This is a genomic window from Aeromonas media, from assembly GCF_000819985.1.
Lineage (GTDB): Bacteria > Pseudomonadota > Gammaproteobacteria > Enterobacterales > Aeromonadaceae > Aeromonas > Aeromonas media.
Window position 1 is genome coordinate 38,272 of record NZ_CDBZ01000154.1, and the last position, 14,299, is coordinate 52,570.

At 61.8% G+C, this 14,299-nt stretch carries 16 protein-coding genes; 13 read left to right on the top strand and 3 right to left on the bottom strand.

The features are described from left to right. Positions 1 to 95 precede the first annotated feature (95 nt). The 4 genes from BN1127_RS13360 to BN1127_RS13375 all read left to right on the top strand — a co-directional run bounded on the left by BN1127_RS13360 (position 96) and on the right by BN1127_RS13375 (position 3,652). Complete coding sequence (locus BN1127_RS13360) at positions 96 to 659, top strand: NnrU family protein (protein WP_042649795.1); 564 nt, start codon at positions 96 to 98, stop codon at positions 657 to 659. A 59-nt stretch (positions 660 to 718) separates the two neighbouring features. Further along, positions 719 to 1,255: a glutathione peroxidase gene (locus tag BN1127_RS13365; RefSeq protein ID WP_042649796.1), complete on the top strand. Its 537-nt coding sequence runs from the start codon at positions 719 to 721 to the stop codon at positions 1,253 to 1,255. Positions 1,256 to 1,337: 82 nt separating this feature from the next. Next, entirely contained in the window at positions 1,338 to 2,273 is a 936-nt protein-coding gene (locus BN1127_RS13370) for a LysR family transcriptional regulator (protein WP_042649797.1), read from the top strand. Between the two features lie 182 nt (positions 2,274 to 2,455). Continuing rightward, entirely contained in the window at positions 2,456 to 3,652 is a 1,197-nt protein-coding gene (locus BN1127_RS13375; protein ID WP_042649798.1) for a NupC/NupG family nucleoside CNT transporter, read from the top strand. 419 nt (positions 3,653 to 4,071) lie between these two features. On the opposite strand, the gene BN1127_RS13380 is transcribed toward BN1127_RS13375, so the two are convergent. Both BN1127_RS13380 and arfB read right to left on the bottom strand, forming a co-directional pair. Further along, the gene (locus BN1127_RS13380) at positions 4,072 to 4,566 is read right to left on the bottom strand and encodes a methylated-DNA--[protein]-cysteine S-methyltransferase (protein ID WP_042649799.1); all 495 of its coding nucleotides are present in this window, start codon (positions 4,564 to 4,566) and stop codon (positions 4,072 to 4,074) included. A 27-nt stretch (positions 4,567 to 4,593) separates the two neighbouring features. Next, positions 4,594 to 5,010 carry an alternative ribosome rescue aminoacyl-tRNA hydrolase ArfB gene (gene arfB, locus BN1127_RS13385; RefSeq protein WP_005332323.1) on the bottom strand — a complete coding sequence of 139 codons (417 nt, stop codon included), beginning with the start codon at positions 5,008 to 5,010 and terminating at the stop codon, positions 4,594 to 4,596. 201 nt (positions 5,011 to 5,211) lie between these two features. Here arfB and glnK point away from each other — a divergent pair, with 201 nt between their 5' ends. The 5 genes from glnK (at position 5,212) to BN1127_RS13410 (ending at position 10,549) form a co-directional block, all read left to right on the top strand. After that, the gene (gene glnK / locus BN1127_RS13390; protein WP_005332325.1) at positions 5,212 to 5,550 is read left to right on the top strand and encodes a P-II family nitrogen regulator; all 339 of its coding nucleotides are present in this window, start codon (positions 5,212 to 5,214) and stop codon (positions 5,548 to 5,550) included. A gap of 232 nt (positions 5,551 to 5,782) precedes the next feature. Further along, a complete protein-coding gene (locus tag BN1127_RS13395) occupies positions 5,783 to 6,790 on the top strand; it encodes a Fe(3+) ABC transporter substrate-binding protein (protein WP_082030105.1) in 1,008 nt (335 codons plus the stop codon). Positions 6,791 to 6,829: 39 nt separating this feature from the next. Next, the gene (locus BN1127_RS13400; protein ID WP_042649801.1) at positions 6,830 to 8,455 is read left to right on the top strand and encodes an ABC transporter permease; all 1,626 of its coding nucleotides are present in this window, start codon (positions 6,830 to 6,832) and stop codon (positions 8,453 to 8,455) included. A gap of 72 nt (positions 8,456 to 8,527) precedes the next feature. Next, positions 8,528 to 9,562: an ABC transporter ATP-binding protein gene (locus BN1127_RS13405; RefSeq protein WP_042649802.1), complete on the top strand. Its 1,035-nt coding sequence runs from the start codon at positions 8,528 to 8,530 to the stop codon at positions 9,560 to 9,562. A gap of 81 nt (positions 9,563 to 9,643) precedes the next feature. Then, the gene (locus tag BN1127_RS13410) at positions 9,644 to 10,549 is read left to right on the top strand and encodes a Dyp-type peroxidase (RefSeq protein ID WP_042649803.1); all 906 of its coding nucleotides are present in this window, start codon (positions 9,644 to 9,646) and stop codon (positions 10,547 to 10,549) included. A gap of 78 nt (positions 10,550 to 10,627) precedes the next feature. Here BN1127_RS13410 and argR read toward each other — a convergent pair whose 3' ends face one another. Continuing rightward, positions 10,628 to 11,098, bottom strand: coding sequence for a transcriptional regulator ArgR (argR, locus tag BN1127_RS13415; RefSeq protein ID WP_005308670.1), 471 nt, complete (start codon positions 11,096 to 11,098; stop codon positions 10,628 to 10,630). A 200-nt stretch (positions 11,099 to 11,298) separates the two neighbouring features. On the opposite strand from argR, the gene BN1127_RS13420 reads away from it, so the two are divergent. Genes BN1127_RS13420 through artM form a run of 4 tightly spaced genes read left to right on the top strand, consistent with a single transcriptional unit; the run spans position 11,299 to position 14,120 of the window. After that, positions 11,299 to 12,039, top strand: a complete 741-nt coding sequence (locus tag BN1127_RS13420; RefSeq protein WP_042649804.1) for an ATP-binding cassette domain-containing protein — start codon at positions 11,299 to 11,301, stop codon at positions 12,037 to 12,039. A gap of 24 nt (positions 12,040 to 12,063) precedes the next feature. Further along, a complete protein-coding gene (locus BN1127_RS13425; protein ID WP_042649805.1) occupies positions 12,064 to 12,801 on the top strand; it encodes a transporter substrate-binding domain-containing protein in 738 nt (245 codons plus the stop codon). A 3-nt stretch (positions 12,802 to 12,804) separates the two neighbouring features. Next, positions 12,805 to 13,455 carry an arginine ABC transporter permease ArtQ gene (gene artQ / locus BN1127_RS13430; protein WP_005332336.1) on the top strand — a complete coding sequence of 217 codons (651 nt, stop codon included), beginning with the start codon at positions 12,805 to 12,807 and terminating at the stop codon, positions 13,453 to 13,455. Positions 13,456 to 13,457: 2 nt separating this feature from the next. Further along, on the top strand, positions 13,458 to 14,120 hold the full coding sequence (gene artM, locus BN1127_RS13435; protein WP_042649806.1) for an arginine ABC transporter permease ArtM: 663 nt from the start codon (positions 13,458 to 13,460) through the stop codon (positions 14,118 to 14,120). The last annotated feature ends 179 nt before the right edge of the window (positions 14,121 to 14,299 follow it).

The window sequence follows — 14,299 nt, forward strand, 5'->3', positions numbered from 1 at the left end:
CTGCTGTCTTCTATATGGTTTTTGTATTCTGCCAGGGTCCTTTGCGGCATAGTGATCTCCCCATCCCGTGAGGGGCAACGTGCGAGAAGACGCCCATGATCCTGCTGACCCTGGGGGTAGTGCTATTTACCCTGATCCATCTCTATCCCTGCTTCGCCGCAGCGCACCGTGTCCGGCTGCGCGATCGGTTGGGTGAGAACCGTTACAAGGGACTCTTCTCGCTGCTGGTGTTCGTCGCCATCGGCTGCATCCTCGCCGGCTGGCGCAGCGCCAGCCCCATGCCGCTCTACTTCCCGCCCGCCTGGGGACCCATGCTGGTGATGGCGGCCATGCCGGTCGCGCTGATCCTGCTGTGCGCAGGGCAGGGAACGAACCACCTGCGCCGCTGGCTGGTACATCCCCAACTGCTCGGTACCCTGCTCTGGGCCTGCGCTCATCTGGCGGTCAACAGCGAGGCGCGTTCCCTGGTGCTGTTCGGAGGGATAGGCGCCTGGGCGCTGGTCAGCATCGTCTGGATTTCGGTGCGGGACTGGCGCACCAAGCCCCGGCCGGCGGCCACCTGGCAGGGTTCGGGGATCAGCGTGGGCGCCGGTCTGATGCTGACGGCCCTGCTGGTCTTCTGGGGCCACGGCTGGTTGACCGGGATCCCGCTGCACTGATCGCTGAACCTTGTTCAGGAATCGTGCGTATGATGGAGAAAACCCGAGGAGTCACGTCGATGAAATGGTTCACCCTGCGGTTGTTGATCGGTTCGGGCGCAGCGTCTGCCGCCTGCCCCGACTATTTCAATGTGGAGATGCGGGAACTCAACAACACCCAGCGCCACAACCTCTGCCAGCTGACCGAGGGCAAGGTGGTGCTGGTGGTCAATACCGCCTCTTATTGTGGTTACAGCGGCCAGTTCCGGGATCTGGAGGCGCTCTACCAGAGCTACAAAGAGAAGGGATTGGTGGTGCTCGGCTTCCCCTCCAACGACTTCTGGCAGGAGGCGGGCAACGAAAACAAGACCGCCGAAGTGTGTCGCCGGGATTACGGGGTCACCTTCCCCATGTTCAACCGGGTCTCGGTGCGTGGCGCCGATGCGGTGCCGCTGTTCAAGGGGCTGGCGGTCGCCGCCGATGGGGATGCACCGAACTGGAACTTCCACAAATATCTGGTGGGCCGCGATGGCAAGCTGATTGCAAGCTATGGTGCCAATCAGAATCCGTCGGATGATCCTCTCAAACAGCAGATCATCGAGGCGCTGGGGCGCTGACCCTACCCCCTGGCGGGCGGCTCTGGAATAATGGGGGCCCGCCACTCACTCTGGTTATCCCGTGCTGCAACGTCTTCCCCAAATGGTGATCTTCGATGCCCTGGTCCGCGAGCAGGGCATTTCTGCCGCCGCGCGGCGGCTCGGGGTCTCCAAGTCCCACATCAGCAAGCAGCTGGCTCAGCTTGAGACCGAGCTCGGCGCCCAGCTGGTGCAGCGTACCACCCGCCGCTTCTCCCTCACCGAACTCGGCCAGGAGTATGCCCGCCACTGCCGTGCCCTGGTGGCGGTGGCCCTGGAGGCGGACTCCATGGTGGCGGAGCGGCGCGGCAAGGTGAGCGGTGTGCTGCACCTGGGGGTGGGCCAGTCCTTCGGCCGCTTGCACGTGATCCCTCGGCTCAAGGCATTCCAGGCGCGTTACCCGGATCTGGAGCTGGAAGTCTCCCTGTTCGATCACCGCACCAACCTGGTGGATGAGGGGCTGGATCTCTGGATCACCACCTACGAGGACAAGCCCGAAGCCCTGGTGGGGCAGCGGCTGGCGGACATCGGCTTCGTGCTGGTGGCCTCGCCGGACTATCTGCTGAGCCACGGTACCCCGCTGCACCCCAGGGATCTGGCCAGGCACAACTGCATCACCTACCAGAGCCGGGAGCGGCGCTACCACGAGTGGTCGTTTCGCCAGGGCAAGGAGCGCCAGACGGTGCAGGTGGCAGGCAACTACCGGGTGGATCTGGCGGAGGCGGTGCGGGATGCCGCCCTGGCCGGGCTCGGCATCGCCTATGTAGCCAACTACCTGCTGGACAAGGAGCTGCAATCCGGCCAGCTCATCCCCCTGCTGCCCCAGTGGCGCCCGAACCAGAAGATGGCGGTGCACGCCGTCTACGCCAGACGGGAGCACCTGGATCCCAAGATCCGCCTCTTCATCGATTTCCTCAAGGAGAGCTTCGGCCCCGAACCCTACTGGGCACAGCGGCTGGCCCCCTGGCTGGGAGGCAGATTGTCCGGTGTGGAGGAATAATCGTTTCCATATTGAAACACTGACTTTCGCCTGATACCAAAAACGAGCCAAATCAGCAAGTTGACGCAACCGATATCGTGCAAACGTTTTTGCTAACAGGGCTGTAACTAGGTGGACTTGCAGTGATGGGGGTAGGGGAGCAGAATCCGCGCCCATCTTCAGCCCAAATAGATGGAATCCCTATGATCGCCCTGCTCGGCATCTTGAGTATCCTGGCGCTAGCCGCACTCTGCTCTGATAATCGTCGTCGTATCCCGCTGAGAACAGTGGGGCTCGCCCTCTGTCTGCAAGTCCTCTTCGCCGCTCTGGTGCTCTGGCTGCCTGCGGGTCAGCAGATGCTCAACGGCATCAGCGAGAGCGTCAGCAGCGTGATCGGCTACGGCCAGGAGGGGATTGCCTTCCTGTTCGGGGATCTGGCCAAGTTCAAACTGGGCTTCATCTTCGCGTTCAACGTGCTGCCGGTCATCATCTTCTTCTCCGCGGTGATCGCCATCCTCTACCACATCGGCCTGATGCCGCGGGTCATCGCCCTGCTGGGCGGCGGTCTGCAGAAGCTGCTGGGCACCGGCCGTGCCGAGAGCCTCTCCGCCACCGCCAACATCTTCGTTGGCATGGTGGAGGCCCCCCTGGTGGTCAAGCCCTACCTCTCCAAGATGTCTGACTCCCAGTTCTTTGCGGTGATGAGCTGCGGTCTCGCCTCGGTGGCCGGTGGCACTCTGGTGGGCTATGCCAGCATCGGGGTCGAGCTGAAATATCTGATCGCCGCCGCCTTCATGTCGGCACCTGCCGGTCTGGCCATGGCCAAGATCCTGGTACCGCCCGGTGCCGATGAGGAAGATCATCATGAAGATGTGGTGATCCCGCGCGCCACCAACGTGATCGAAGCGGCGGCCGATGGCGCCATGTCCGGCCTCAACATCGCTGTGGCGGTGGGCGCGACCCTGTTGGCGTTCGTCGGGGTGATCGCCATGCTCAACGGCCTGTTGGGCTGGGCCGGTGATCTGGTGGGGCTGGATCTGAGCTTCCAGATCATCCTGGGCTGGCTGTTCGCCCCCGTCTCCTGGCTGATCGGCGTGCCCTGGGATCAGGCTCAGGCCGCCGGCGCCTTGATCGGCACCAAGATCGTCATCAACGAGTTCGTCGCCTTCATCGCCCTGGTGCAGGATCAGACTCTGAACGAGTCGAGCAAGGCCATCGTCACCTTCGCCCTGTGCGGTTTCGCCAACATCTCCTCCATGGCGATCTTGATTGGCGGCCTGGGGGCCATGGTGCCGGAGCGCAAGTCCTTCATCGCCCGTTACGGCATGCGGGCCATACTGGCGGGGGTGCTGGCAAACCTGATGAGCGCCTCGCTCGCTGGCCTGTTCCTCGCCCTCTGAGTGACCTAGAGGCTCGAGCCTTCAGATCAAAGCCCGCTTCGGCGGGCTTTTTTGTGGCCACTCGGGCAAAAAAAAAGCGCCTCAGAGGAGGCGCGGGGAAAAAGACAGATTGGAAGCGTCACATGGGTGCCACTTGAATGAGGGATGAGCCGTGCCATCCAAGTGTGAGTGCATCATGCCTTTCCCAGTCTGAAGCCCTTCTGAGGCGATTCTTCATACTCTGTTCATTTTGCTAAACGCCCGGTGGCGTCAGCGCGAAGTTGTCGACAGTCTGTTGTTCCAGCGCCAGCAGCCAGTGTTGTGAACGGGATGCCACCGGCTAACCAAGGGTCAGGGAGTCAGCGCGAAGTTGTCGACAGTCTGTTGTTCCAGCGCCAGCAACCAGTGTTGTGAACGGGATGCCGCCGGCTAACCAAGGGTCAGGGAGTCAGCGTGAAGTTGTCGACAGTCTGTTGCTCCAGTGCCAGCAGCCAGCGCTTGATGGGGATGCCGCCGGCGTACCCCGTCAGCGCGCCGCTGCTGCCGATCACCCTGTGGCAGGGCACTATGATGCTCAGGGGGTTGCGGCCGTTGGCGGCCCCGACCGCCCGCACCGCCTTGGGGTTGCCGATGGCCTGGGCTATCTCGAGATAGCTGACGGTCTCGCCGTAGGGGATGTCGCACAGGGCGTGCCACACAGACTGCTGGAAGGGGGTGCCTCTGGCGGCGAGGGGCAGCGTGAAGCGCTGCAGCCGGCCGGCGAAATAGGCCTCGAACTGCTCGAGGTAGGGGGCCAGGGCCATATCGTCCCGTTGCCATTCCGCTGTCGGGGTGACCGGCTGCTCCCCCCGCATGAACTCCACGAAGCGCAGGCCATCCTGGTCGATGGCGACCAGCAGGGGGCCCTGGGCGCTCTCACAAAAACTGTATCTCATGGGTCTCTCTTCCTCGGCCTGAACGGCTCACTCCATCCCGGGCTTGCCGCGGGCCGACTTGATCTCGCCCTTGCGCTTCTTGGCGTCGACCCGCTTGCGCTGGGAGCTGCGGGTCGGCTTGGTGGCATGGCGTGCCTTGGGGCGCCAGGCGGCCTTTTTCAGCAGTTCGGTCAGGCGGCTCATGGCCTCCTTGCGGTTCATGTCCTGGCTGCGGTGGGTCTCGACCCTGATCTGGATGAAGCCGTCGTGGACCCGGCTGTCGCTGAGCTTCTCCAGCCCCTCCTTGTAGAGATCCGGCAGGCTGGGGGAGTCGCGGTAATCGAAGCGCAACCAGACGGCGGAGTCGGTCTTGTTGACGTGCTGACCCCCGGCACCCTGGGCGCGCATGGTCTGAAACTGCAGCTCATGCCAGGGAATGATCACGCTGTTGGAGATGACTAACATGGGGTGATGCTCTCATTTGGTGCATCAAGGGAGTCTGGTGCAGCTTGGTGCCTCATTATGGGGCGAGATGCGCTTCCTTGGTGATCCTGAGTCGAAACGGCTCAAGGGTTAATGGCTATCTTTATGAAAATAAACAATAAAAATACTTGGCACAAGAATTGATGACCTCTTCATGACATACCATGGATTGGGAGCAACCAGATGAAGCTGATTACTGCGATTATCAAACCTTTCAAGTTGGACGACGTGCGCGAGGCCATCGCCAACCTGGGGGTCGAGGGTCTGACCGTGTCCGAGGTCAAGGGCTTCGGTCGCCAGAAGGGGCACACCGAATTATACCGGGGGGCCGAGTACCAGGTCGACTTCCTGCCGAAGGTAAAGCTGGAGATCGCCACCGCCGACGAGAACGTGGAAGGGGTGATCGAGGCCATCTGCAAGGCGGCTTATACCGGCAAGATAGGGGACGGCAAGATCTTCGTCTATGACCTGCTGCAGGCAGTGCGCATCCGTACCGGCGAGAGCGACGACGAGGCACTGTGATCCCGCGCCATGGAACCGGTGGCTAAGCCCGAGGAGCACTCAGGCAGACCCGGCAGAAAAAGAGAATACGTGGTCATGGAGAGACTGGGTGGGATTCCATCCGGTCTTTTTGTTTTAGCGGCGATTAAATATGTGGCCCTACCTCTGTAAACCACCTTGATCCTCTCATCCTGATTCATGCAGAATGCAAACGAAAATAGTTATCACTTTATGCACAGACAAGGAATGGATGATGAAAATGAAGATGCTGGCGCTGGTGTTCTCCTCGCTGATCGCCCAGTCGGCCTTTGCCGCTGCGGAAGTGAATGTCTACTCCACTCGGCAGGATGAGCTGATCAAGCCCATCATCCAGCAGTTCGAGAAAGAAACCGGTATCAAGGTCAACGTGGTGTTTGCCAAAGAGGGGCTGAACGAGCGTCTGGAGCGCGAAGGCAAGCTCTCCCCGGCGGATCTGATGCTGACCGTCGACATCAGCCGCCTGACCGATCTGGTGGAGAAGGATCTGGTGCAGCCGGTGGACAGCAAGACGCTGCAGGATAACATCCCGTCCATCTATCGGGATCCGGACAACAAGTGGTTCGCCCTGACCACCCGGGTTCGCGCCATCTACTCCAGCAAGGATCGCCTCGGCAAGCTCGACACCATCAGTTACGAAGATCTGGCCAAGCCTGAATTCAAAGGAAAAATTTGTACCCGCAGCGGCAAGCACGAGTACAATGTGGCGCTGGTTTCGTCCATGATCGCCCATCACGGCATGACGGACGCTAAAACCTGGCTGGAAGGGGTCAAGGCCAACCTGGCGCGCAAGCCGCAAGGCAACGACCGGGATCAGGTCAAGGCGATCAAGGATGGTATCTGCGACGTCTCTCTGGGCAACAGCTACTACCTGGGTGCCATGTTGAAAGACCCGGCACAGAAATCCTGGGCCGATGCGGTCTACATCAACTTCCCGAACCAGGGTGATCGCGGTGCCCACGTCAACGTGAGCGGTGTGGCCATGACCAAGTACGCCAAGAACAAGGACGCGGCCCAGAAGCTGATGGAGTTTCTCTCTGGCGACACCGCCCAGCACATGTACGCGGACGTGAATGCCGAGTACCCGGTCAAGGCCGGGGTCGAGCCTTCCGCCATGGTCAAGTCCTGGGGCAGTTTCAAGTCTGACCCCATGCCGGTCAGCGACTACGCCAAGCACCGCAAGGACGCCTTGCAGCTGCTGGATGAAGTGAAATTCGACTTGTAATCAGATGGGGCCAAGGGCCCCATCAATCTCTGTGGTCTCATGAAAAATTTTGGATGGATTGCCAGCAGCTGGGCCACCGCTCTGCTGCTGGGTTTGCCGGTGCTTGCCCTCATCTTCTCTGCCCTCTCGGCAGACGGAGACCTGTTTCGCCACCTCGTCGATACGGTGCTGCTCGATTACCTTCGCAACACCTCAGGTCTGGTGCTGGGGGTGGTGCTGCTCAGCCTGCTGTTCGGGGTGCCCACTGCCTGGCTGGTCGCCATGTGCCAGGTGCCCGGGCGCCGCGCCCTGCAGTGGGCCCTGATGCTGCCCATGGCCATGCCCTCCTACATAGTGGCTTACGTCTATACCGACCTGCTCGACTACTCGGGCCCGCTGCAGGCGGGGCTGAGAGCCCTGTTTGACTGGCAGAGCCCGACCGATTACTGGTTCCCGGCCATCCGTTCCCTCGGCGGTGCCGCCTGGGTGCTGGCGCTGGTGCTGTTCCCCTATGTCTATCTGCTGGCGCGCGCCTCCTTCCTGGAACAGTCGGTCAGCCTCATTCACTCCAGCCGATTGCTCGGCTGCACCCCCTGGCAGAGCTTTCGTCGCCTCAGCCTGCCCCTGGCCCGCCCCGCCATCATGGTCGGGGCATCGCTGGTGGCGATGGAGACCCTGGCCGACTTCGCCACCGTCCATTTCTTTGCCATCAACACTCTGACGACGGCCATTTACGACACCTGGCTCGGTTACGGCAGCCTGGCCACTGCCGCCCGGCTCTCCTGCCTGATGCTGCTGGCCGTGGTGCTGCTCATCGCCCTGGAGCGCCGCTCCCGCCAGCGCCAGCAGGTATTCCAGAAATCCATGGGCCATGAGCAGCCTCTGCGCTATCCCCTCAAGGGGGCCAGCCGTCTGCTGGCCGGGCTCTGGTGCTGGGGACTGGTGCTGGCCGGTTTCGCTCTGCCGTTCGTCATCCTGCTGGATTACGGGGTGCGCTATTTCGCACTGTCGTGGACGCTGGAGTTCGTGCGCTTCGCCGGCAACAGTCTGCTCATCTCGGCCCTGACTGCCCTGCTCGCCATGGCCATCGCCCTGCTGCTGGGTTTCTTCCGCCGTCTCGATGGTGGCACTCGCAGCCTGCTGCCCCTGCGCATCGCCGCCACCGGTTATGCCATGCCGGGCACAGTGCTCGCCATCGGGGTGCTGGTGCCGCTGACGGCGCTCGATTTTGGTCTCAACGATCTGGCCGAGTGGCTCGGGATGCAGGGACCAGGCCTGCTGCTGACTGGCACCCTCACCGCCATCGTATTCGGCTACCTGGTGCGCTTCGTGGCCATCGCCATCGGCTCGGTGGAGAGCAGCATGGGCAAGATCTCCCCCAGCCTCGACATGGCGGCCCGCTCTCTGGGACAGGGGACGGGGGGCATGCTGCGCCGGGTGCATCTGCCTCTGGTGCGACGAGGTCTCTTTGCCGGTGCCATGCTGGTGTTCATCGAATCCATGAAGGAGCTGCCCGCGGCCCTGCTGCTGCGGCCGTTCAACTTCGAGACCCTGGCGACCCATGTCTACCAGTTCGTCTCGGACGAGATGCTGGAGCGGGGGGCGCTCGGCGCCATCGTCATCGTGCTGGTGGGGCTGGTACCGCTTATCTGGGTCAATCGCAGTCTGGACAGCCCGGGTCATTAGGCCTGTCACCAGGGTACATGAGCGTACCCCGGCCATCGGCGGGGGATGCCACGAAACGAGAGGAACTGAGTCGTGTCTTGCTTGCAAGTAGAGAAGGTTAGCTGCCGTTACAACGGCCAGAACGTGCTGGAGCAGCTCTCCCTGACGGTGGCCGACAACGAGATCGTCTGCCTGCTGGGGGCGAGCGGTTGTGGCAAGACCACCCTGCTAAAGGCCGTCGCCGGCCTGCTGCCACTGGCGGAAGGCAGCATTCGTCTCGGCGATACCCTGCTGGACGGGCCCGGCGTGACGGTGTCGCCTGAGCGTCGCCACATCGGCATGATCTTTCAGGATTACGCCCTCTTCCCCCATTTGACGGTGGCCGAGAATATTGGTTTCGGGCTGACCCGGGCACCTCGCGAGGCCCGCCAGCAGCAGATCGACGAGGCGCTGACCCTGGTCAACCTGCAGGGCTTGGGGGATCGCTATCCCCATCAGCTCTCCGGTGGCCAGCAGCAGCGGGTCGCCATCGCCCGCGCCCTGGTGTGCAAGCCCAGACTGATGCTGCTGGACGAGCCCTTCTCCAACATCGACACCCAGGTGAGGATGAAGCTGATCCTCGAGATCCGCACCCTGCTCAAGCGTCAGGGGATAGGCGCCATCTTCGTCAGTCACAGCAAGGAAGAGGCGTTTGCCTTCGCCGACCGGCTGGCGCTGTTCCGAGCCGGTCACATCGAGCAGGTAGGGGAACCGGAACAACTCTATCGCCAGCCGCAGAACCGCTTCGTGGCGGAGTTTCTTGGTGGGGTCAACTATCTGGCGGCCGAGGTGGTGGACAGCCACTGCGTGCAGACGGCGCTCGGGGTCATCTGTGGCCATGAGCCGCACGGTCGCGCCCCGGGAGAGCGGTTGCAGCTGATGCTCAGGCCCCAGCAGCTGGCATTGGCGGCCGCCGCCGATGGCGACTTGCTGGTGCGGGAGCAGCAGTTCCTCGGCCATCACTGCCGGGTGCTGGTGGAGTGCGCCGACCAGGTGCTGGAGGCCAGCATAGGGGAGCCTCTCGAGGGGGAGAGGGCGCGGGTCACCGTGGCCCCCCATGCCCTGGTGCTGTTCGAACAGATGTCCTGATAGTGATGGGAAATCAAGGAATTGACTCCGTTCCGGTTTATAATCGCGCCACGCCCATAGCCAATGCCTTTGGAGAGAGAAATGAAAGCCCAAGCCGGGATCTGCGCAGAGCCGAATCTGCATGCCCTCTATCTGATGTTCAATCGCACCGGTGACGGTGTCGAGCTGGCAGCCCGTCTGGCCAGGCTGCCGGTTCTGTGGGATTCGGTGAGCGCCGATTTCCCCGACGCCGGTTTCAGCGGTCTGGTTGCCGTCGGGGCCGAGGGCTGGGATGCCATCTACCCTGTCGCCCGTCCGCCCCAGTTCCGTGGTTTTATGGCTCAGGAAGCCAATGGTCATGAGGCGCCGAATACCCCGTTTGATCTCTTCGTGCAACTGCGTGCCGATCGGGTCGATGTGCTGCACCATGCCGGTCAGCGCGTGATGGCCCTGCTGGCCGGGTTGGTGGCACTGGCCGAAGAGGTGCGCGGTTTCCGCAATCTGGATTGCCGGGATCTGACCGGTTTCGTCGACGGCACCGAGAACCCCCAGGATGAGCACAGGGCCGAGGTAGCGTTGCTGGAGGGGGGCGAGTTTGCCGGTGGCTCCTATGTCCATGTCCAGCGCTGGGTGCATGCCATGAGCGACTGGGAGAAGCTGGCCCTGAAGGAGCAGGAGGACATCATTGGCCGCACCAAGGCCGACAACATCGAGTATGAATCGGCCGACAAGCCGCTGACCTCCCACATCAAGCGGGTCAACCTCAAGACCCCGAAGGGAGAGTCCATGGAGATACTGCGCCAGAGCATGCCCTGGGGCACCATGCGCGAGCAGGGGCTCTACTTCATCTCCTGCTGCCGCACCCCGCAGCACTTCAATGCCATGCTGGCCAGCATGTACAAGGGGGAGGGGAGCCACTTCGATCACCTGCTGCGCTTCACCAGGGCAGTGACAGGAGCCGCCTTCTTCGCCCCCTCCATCGATTTTCTGGTCGCCCAAGGCAAGTAACTGCTTGCTAATCGCGCAGAAACAACAATCCCGGCCTTGGCCGGGATTTTTCGTTCAGGTGGCGCGAGCGCGACCGGATCAGGGGGTCTGTTCGAACAGCTCGAGGGCGGAGAGGTAGAGCTCTTCGATGTCGGTGTCGCTGGTCGGGGTGATGAAGATGGTGTCATCACCGGCTATGGTGCCGAGGATACCTTCGGCCTTGCCGAGGGAGTCGAGCAGGCGGGCGATGAGCTGGGCCGCCCCCGGGCTGGTGTGGATCACCACCAGGGCGCCGTTGTGGTCGACATCCAGTACCAGGTTCTTGAGCGGGCTGGAGGTGGTGGGCACACCCAGTTCCACCGGCAGGCAGTAGACCATCTCCATCTTGGCATTGCGGGTGCGGACGGCGCCGAAGCGGCTCAGCATGCGCGAGACCTTGGACTGGTTGATGTTCTCAAAGCCCATCTCTTGCAGGGCAGTGACTATCTCTGCCTGGGAGCCAAATCGCTCCTCTTTCAGCAAGGCTTTAAAGGCCTTGGCCAGTTTTTCTTGCTTGTCGTTATGTTTCATCTTGGACTCACGAATGAGGGAGGTGACCGCCTGTCACGCTCAGGCGGCAGATACGAACAGCGCTGCTATTTTGCATTCATATGCCTGTTTTGGCAAGGAAGCGGCGCTTGTTCTGCATATTGATTCAAATATAGCTTGCATCAACTTATGCTGGCGCTAGAATCAGGACGAAATTTTGAAAACTTATTCAATTGGGCTGTATGGGTATCGAATTAATCGGCATCGAAAAATCCTGGCACAAAGTGCCGGTACTGCAACAGGTCAGCTTCCGGACTGCACCCGGCGAGACCTTGGTATTGCTGGGCCCGAGCGGTGCGGGCAAGAGTTCGCTGCTGCGGATGATGAACCTGCTGGACACCCCGGATGCGGGTGTGCTGCGCATAGCCGACAGTGAATTTTCTTTCCCGTCCAACCTTTCTGCCGCCGAATTCAACCGTCAGGCCCAGGCCTTGCGCCGCAAGGTGGGCATGGTGTTCCAGCAGTACAATCTGTGGCCCCATCTCACCGTGATGGAGAATCTCATCGAGGCGCCCGTAAAACTGCTCGGCATGAGCAAGGCGGCCGCCATCGAGAAGGGTGCCTACCTGTTGGCCCAGTTGCAGCTGGCCGACAAGCGGGATGCCTGGCCGGCGCGCCTCTCCGGCGGTCAGCAGCAGCGGGTGGCCATCGCCAGAACCCTGATGATGGATCCCCAGGTACTGCTGTTTGACGAGCCCACCGCGGCGCTCGATCCTGAAATAACCAAAGAGGTGGCGGAGATCATCCGCACCCTGAGCCAGACCGGCATCACCCAGGTGGTGGTGACCCACGAGGTGGAGTTCGCCCGCAAGGTGGCCAGTCAGGTGATTTATCTGGAGAAGGGGCGGATCATCGAATCCGGCACCGCCGCCATCTTCCAATCTCCGCAAACCAGCCGGTTTGCCGAATTCTTGATGCATTGATACTGAATCGATAAGGAAGCTGTCATGAAAAAGAGTCTGTTGCTGGTTGCTGCCATGGGTCTGCTGAGCACCTCGGTGCTGGCCAAGGAGATCAAGTTCGCCACCGAGGCCACTTATGCGCCGTTCGAATACCTGGATGACAAGAACGAGTTCCAGGGCTTTGACATCGATCTGGCCCGCGCCGTCTGCGAGCAGGCGAAGCTGGAGTGCAGCTTCCACAACCAGGCCTTTGACAGCCTGATCCCCAGCCTCAAGTTCCGTCGCTATGACGCCGTCATTGCCGCCATGGACGTGACTCCGGAGCGGGCCGCCCAGGTCGACTTCTCCGACATCTATTACGAGAACTCCGCGGTCTTCGTGGCCAAGAAGGGCGCCTTCAAGGGGCCTGAAGAGCTGGTGGACAAGACGGTTGGCGTGCAGAACGGCACCTCCCATCAGTCCTACCTGGTGGACAACTGGGTGAGCAAGGGTCTGCTGACCGTGCCCTACGCCAGCTACCAGAGCGCCTTCCTTGACATGATGAACGGTCGCACCGACGGCGTCTTCGCCGACACCGCCGTTGCCGCCGATTGGCTCAAGCAGCACCAGGAGTACGGTGTCATCGGTACACCGGTGACCGACGCCAAGTACTTCGGTACCGGCTTTGGCATCGCTGTGGCCAAGGGCAACCAGGAGCTGCTGACCCAGCTGAACAAGGGGCTGGCCGACATCAAGGCCAACGGCACCTATCAGAAGATCTTCGACAAGTACTTCGCGCAGTAAGCCATGCTGAGCCTGTTGTTGGATGCAGCCTGGATGACCCTGGGGCTGGCCTTGGCATCATTGGTCGGGGGCATGGCGCTGGCGCTGGCATTCAGCGCCGCCGAGCTCAGCAAGCAGCGTTGGCTGGTGTGGCCTGTGGCCACGCTGACCACGCTCATTCGTGGTTTGCCCGAGCTGCTGGTGGTGCTGTTCATCTACTTCGGCTCGACCCAGGTGTTGTTCCTCATCACCGGGGAGTATGTGGAGTTCAGCCCCTTCGCCTGTGGCGTGCTGGCGCTCTCCCTGCTGTTCGCGAGCTACGCCACCCAGACCCTGCGGGCGGCGCTCAATGCGGTGCCCGCCGGGCAGCGGCTGGCGGCGCTGGCGCTGGGTCTTGGCAAGAGCCATATCTTCTTTCGCATCGTGCTGCCCCAGGCCTGGCGTCACGCCTTGCCGGGGCTGGGCAACCAGTGGCTGGTGCTGCTCAAAGACACTGCCTTGGTGTCGCTCATCGGGGTGAACGAGATGATGCGCCAGGCCCAGATGGCCTCGGCCAGCACCTATGAACCCTTCACCTGGTACGCCGCCGCCGCCCTCATCTACCTGGCCATCAGCCTGGTGAGTGAGTTTGGCTTGAAGCAGGCTGCCCGTTACACCCGCCGTTACGGAGGCTGACCATGCAGGATTACCTGATGACCCTGCTGGGGGGGCTGGCGATTACCCTGCAGCTCACCGCGTTCAGCCTGCTGCTTGGCGTGCTGATGGCGGCTGGCATGACCTGGGTGCTGGAGCGCCGCATTCCGGTGGTGACCCAGCTTGTGCAGCTGTGGGTGTTGGTCTTTACCGGCACGCCCCTGCTCATCCAGATCTTCCTCATCTACTACGGGCCTGGCCAGTTTGAATGGCTCAAGGCCGGACCGCTCTGGCCGTTGCTCAAGCAGCCCTGGTTCTGCGCCGTGCTGGCGCTCGGGTTCAACACCGCGGCCTACTCCACCCGGCTGTTCAAGGGGGCGCTCGACGCCATCCCCGCCGGCGAGGTGGAAGCCTGCCGGGCGCTCGGCTTCTCCGCCGGCCAGACTCTGTGGATGAAGACCCGCCACGCCGCCCGTCGGCTGGTGCCTGCCTACTCCAACGAAGTGATCCTGGTGCTCAAGGGCAGCTCCCTCGCCAGTACCATCACCATCATGGACATCATGGGGCTGGCCCAGCGTCTCAACGCCCAGACCTATGACACCCTGGCGGTGTTTACCGTGGCCGGGGGCCTCTACCTGACCATGAATGGATTGTTAACAATTGGTTTCCGCTGGTGCGAGAAGCGTGCACTGGCATTCCAGTCCTGAAGCAGTCGTATTTACCTCTTAATGGTGAGGGAGACACAGGAAATCTGTGTCTTTCCTCCCATTTATCGCATATTCCTCTCCGCTTTCGTCACCGCTTGCTCCCTGGCTCACAGAACCCGTGATTACAACTGTTATCAGATTGTTTTTTAGCAGGGGATCCTTTAAGGTGAGGCGCACAA

Coding starts and splice junctions, on each gene's coding strand:
- BN1127_RS13360 (WP_042649795.1), top strand. CDS start 96: ATGATCCTGCTGACCCTGGGGGTAGTGCTATTTACCCTGATCCATCTC.
- BN1127_RS13365 (WP_042649796.1), top strand. CDS start 719: ATGAAATGGTTCACCCTGCGGTTGTTGATCGGTTCGGGCGCAGCGTCT.
- BN1127_RS13370 (WP_042649797.1), top strand. CDS start 1,338: ATGGTGATCTTCGATGCCCTGGTCCGCGAGCAGGGCATTTCTGCCGCC.
- BN1127_RS13375 (WP_042649798.1), top strand. CDS start 2,456: ATGATCGCCCTGCTCGGCATCTTGAGTATCCTGGCGCTAGCCGCACTC.
- BN1127_RS13380 (WP_042649799.1), bottom strand. CDS start 4,566: ATGAGATACAGTTTTTGTGAGAGCGCCCAGGGCCCCCTGCTGGTCGCC.
- arfB (WP_005332323.1), bottom strand. CDS start 5,010: ATGTTAGTCATCTCCAACAGCGTGATCATTCCCTGGCATGAGCTGCAG.
- glnK (WP_005332325.1), top strand. CDS start 5,212: ATGAAGCTGATTACTGCGATTATCAAACCTTTCAAGTTGGACGACGTG.
- BN1127_RS13395 (WP_082030105.1), top strand. CDS start 5,783: ATGAAAATGAAGATGCTGGCGCTGGTGTTCTCCTCGCTGATCGCCCAG.
- BN1127_RS13400 (WP_042649801.1), top strand. CDS start 6,830: ATGAAAAATTTTGGATGGATTGCCAGCAGCTGGGCCACCGCTCTGCTG.
- BN1127_RS13410 (WP_042649803.1), top strand. CDS start 9,644: ATGAAAGCCCAAGCCGGGATCTGCGCAGAGCCGAATCTGCATGCCCTC.
- argR (WP_005308670.1), bottom strand. CDS start 11,098: ATGAAACATAACGACAAGCAAGAAAAACTGGCCAAGGCCTTTAAAGCC.
- BN1127_RS13420 (WP_042649804.1), top strand. CDS start 11,299: ATGGGTATCGAATTAATCGGCATCGAAAAATCCTGGCACAAAGTGCCG.
- BN1127_RS13425 (WP_042649805.1), top strand. CDS start 12,064: ATGAAAAAGAGTCTGTTGCTGGTTGCTGCCATGGGTCTGCTGAGCACC.
- artQ (WP_005332336.1), top strand. CDS start 12,805: ATGCTGAGCCTGTTGTTGGATGCAGCCTGGATGACCCTGGGGCTGGCC.
- artM (WP_042649806.1), top strand. CDS start 13,458: ATGCAGGATTACCTGATGACCCTGCTGGGGGGGCTGGCGATTACCCTG.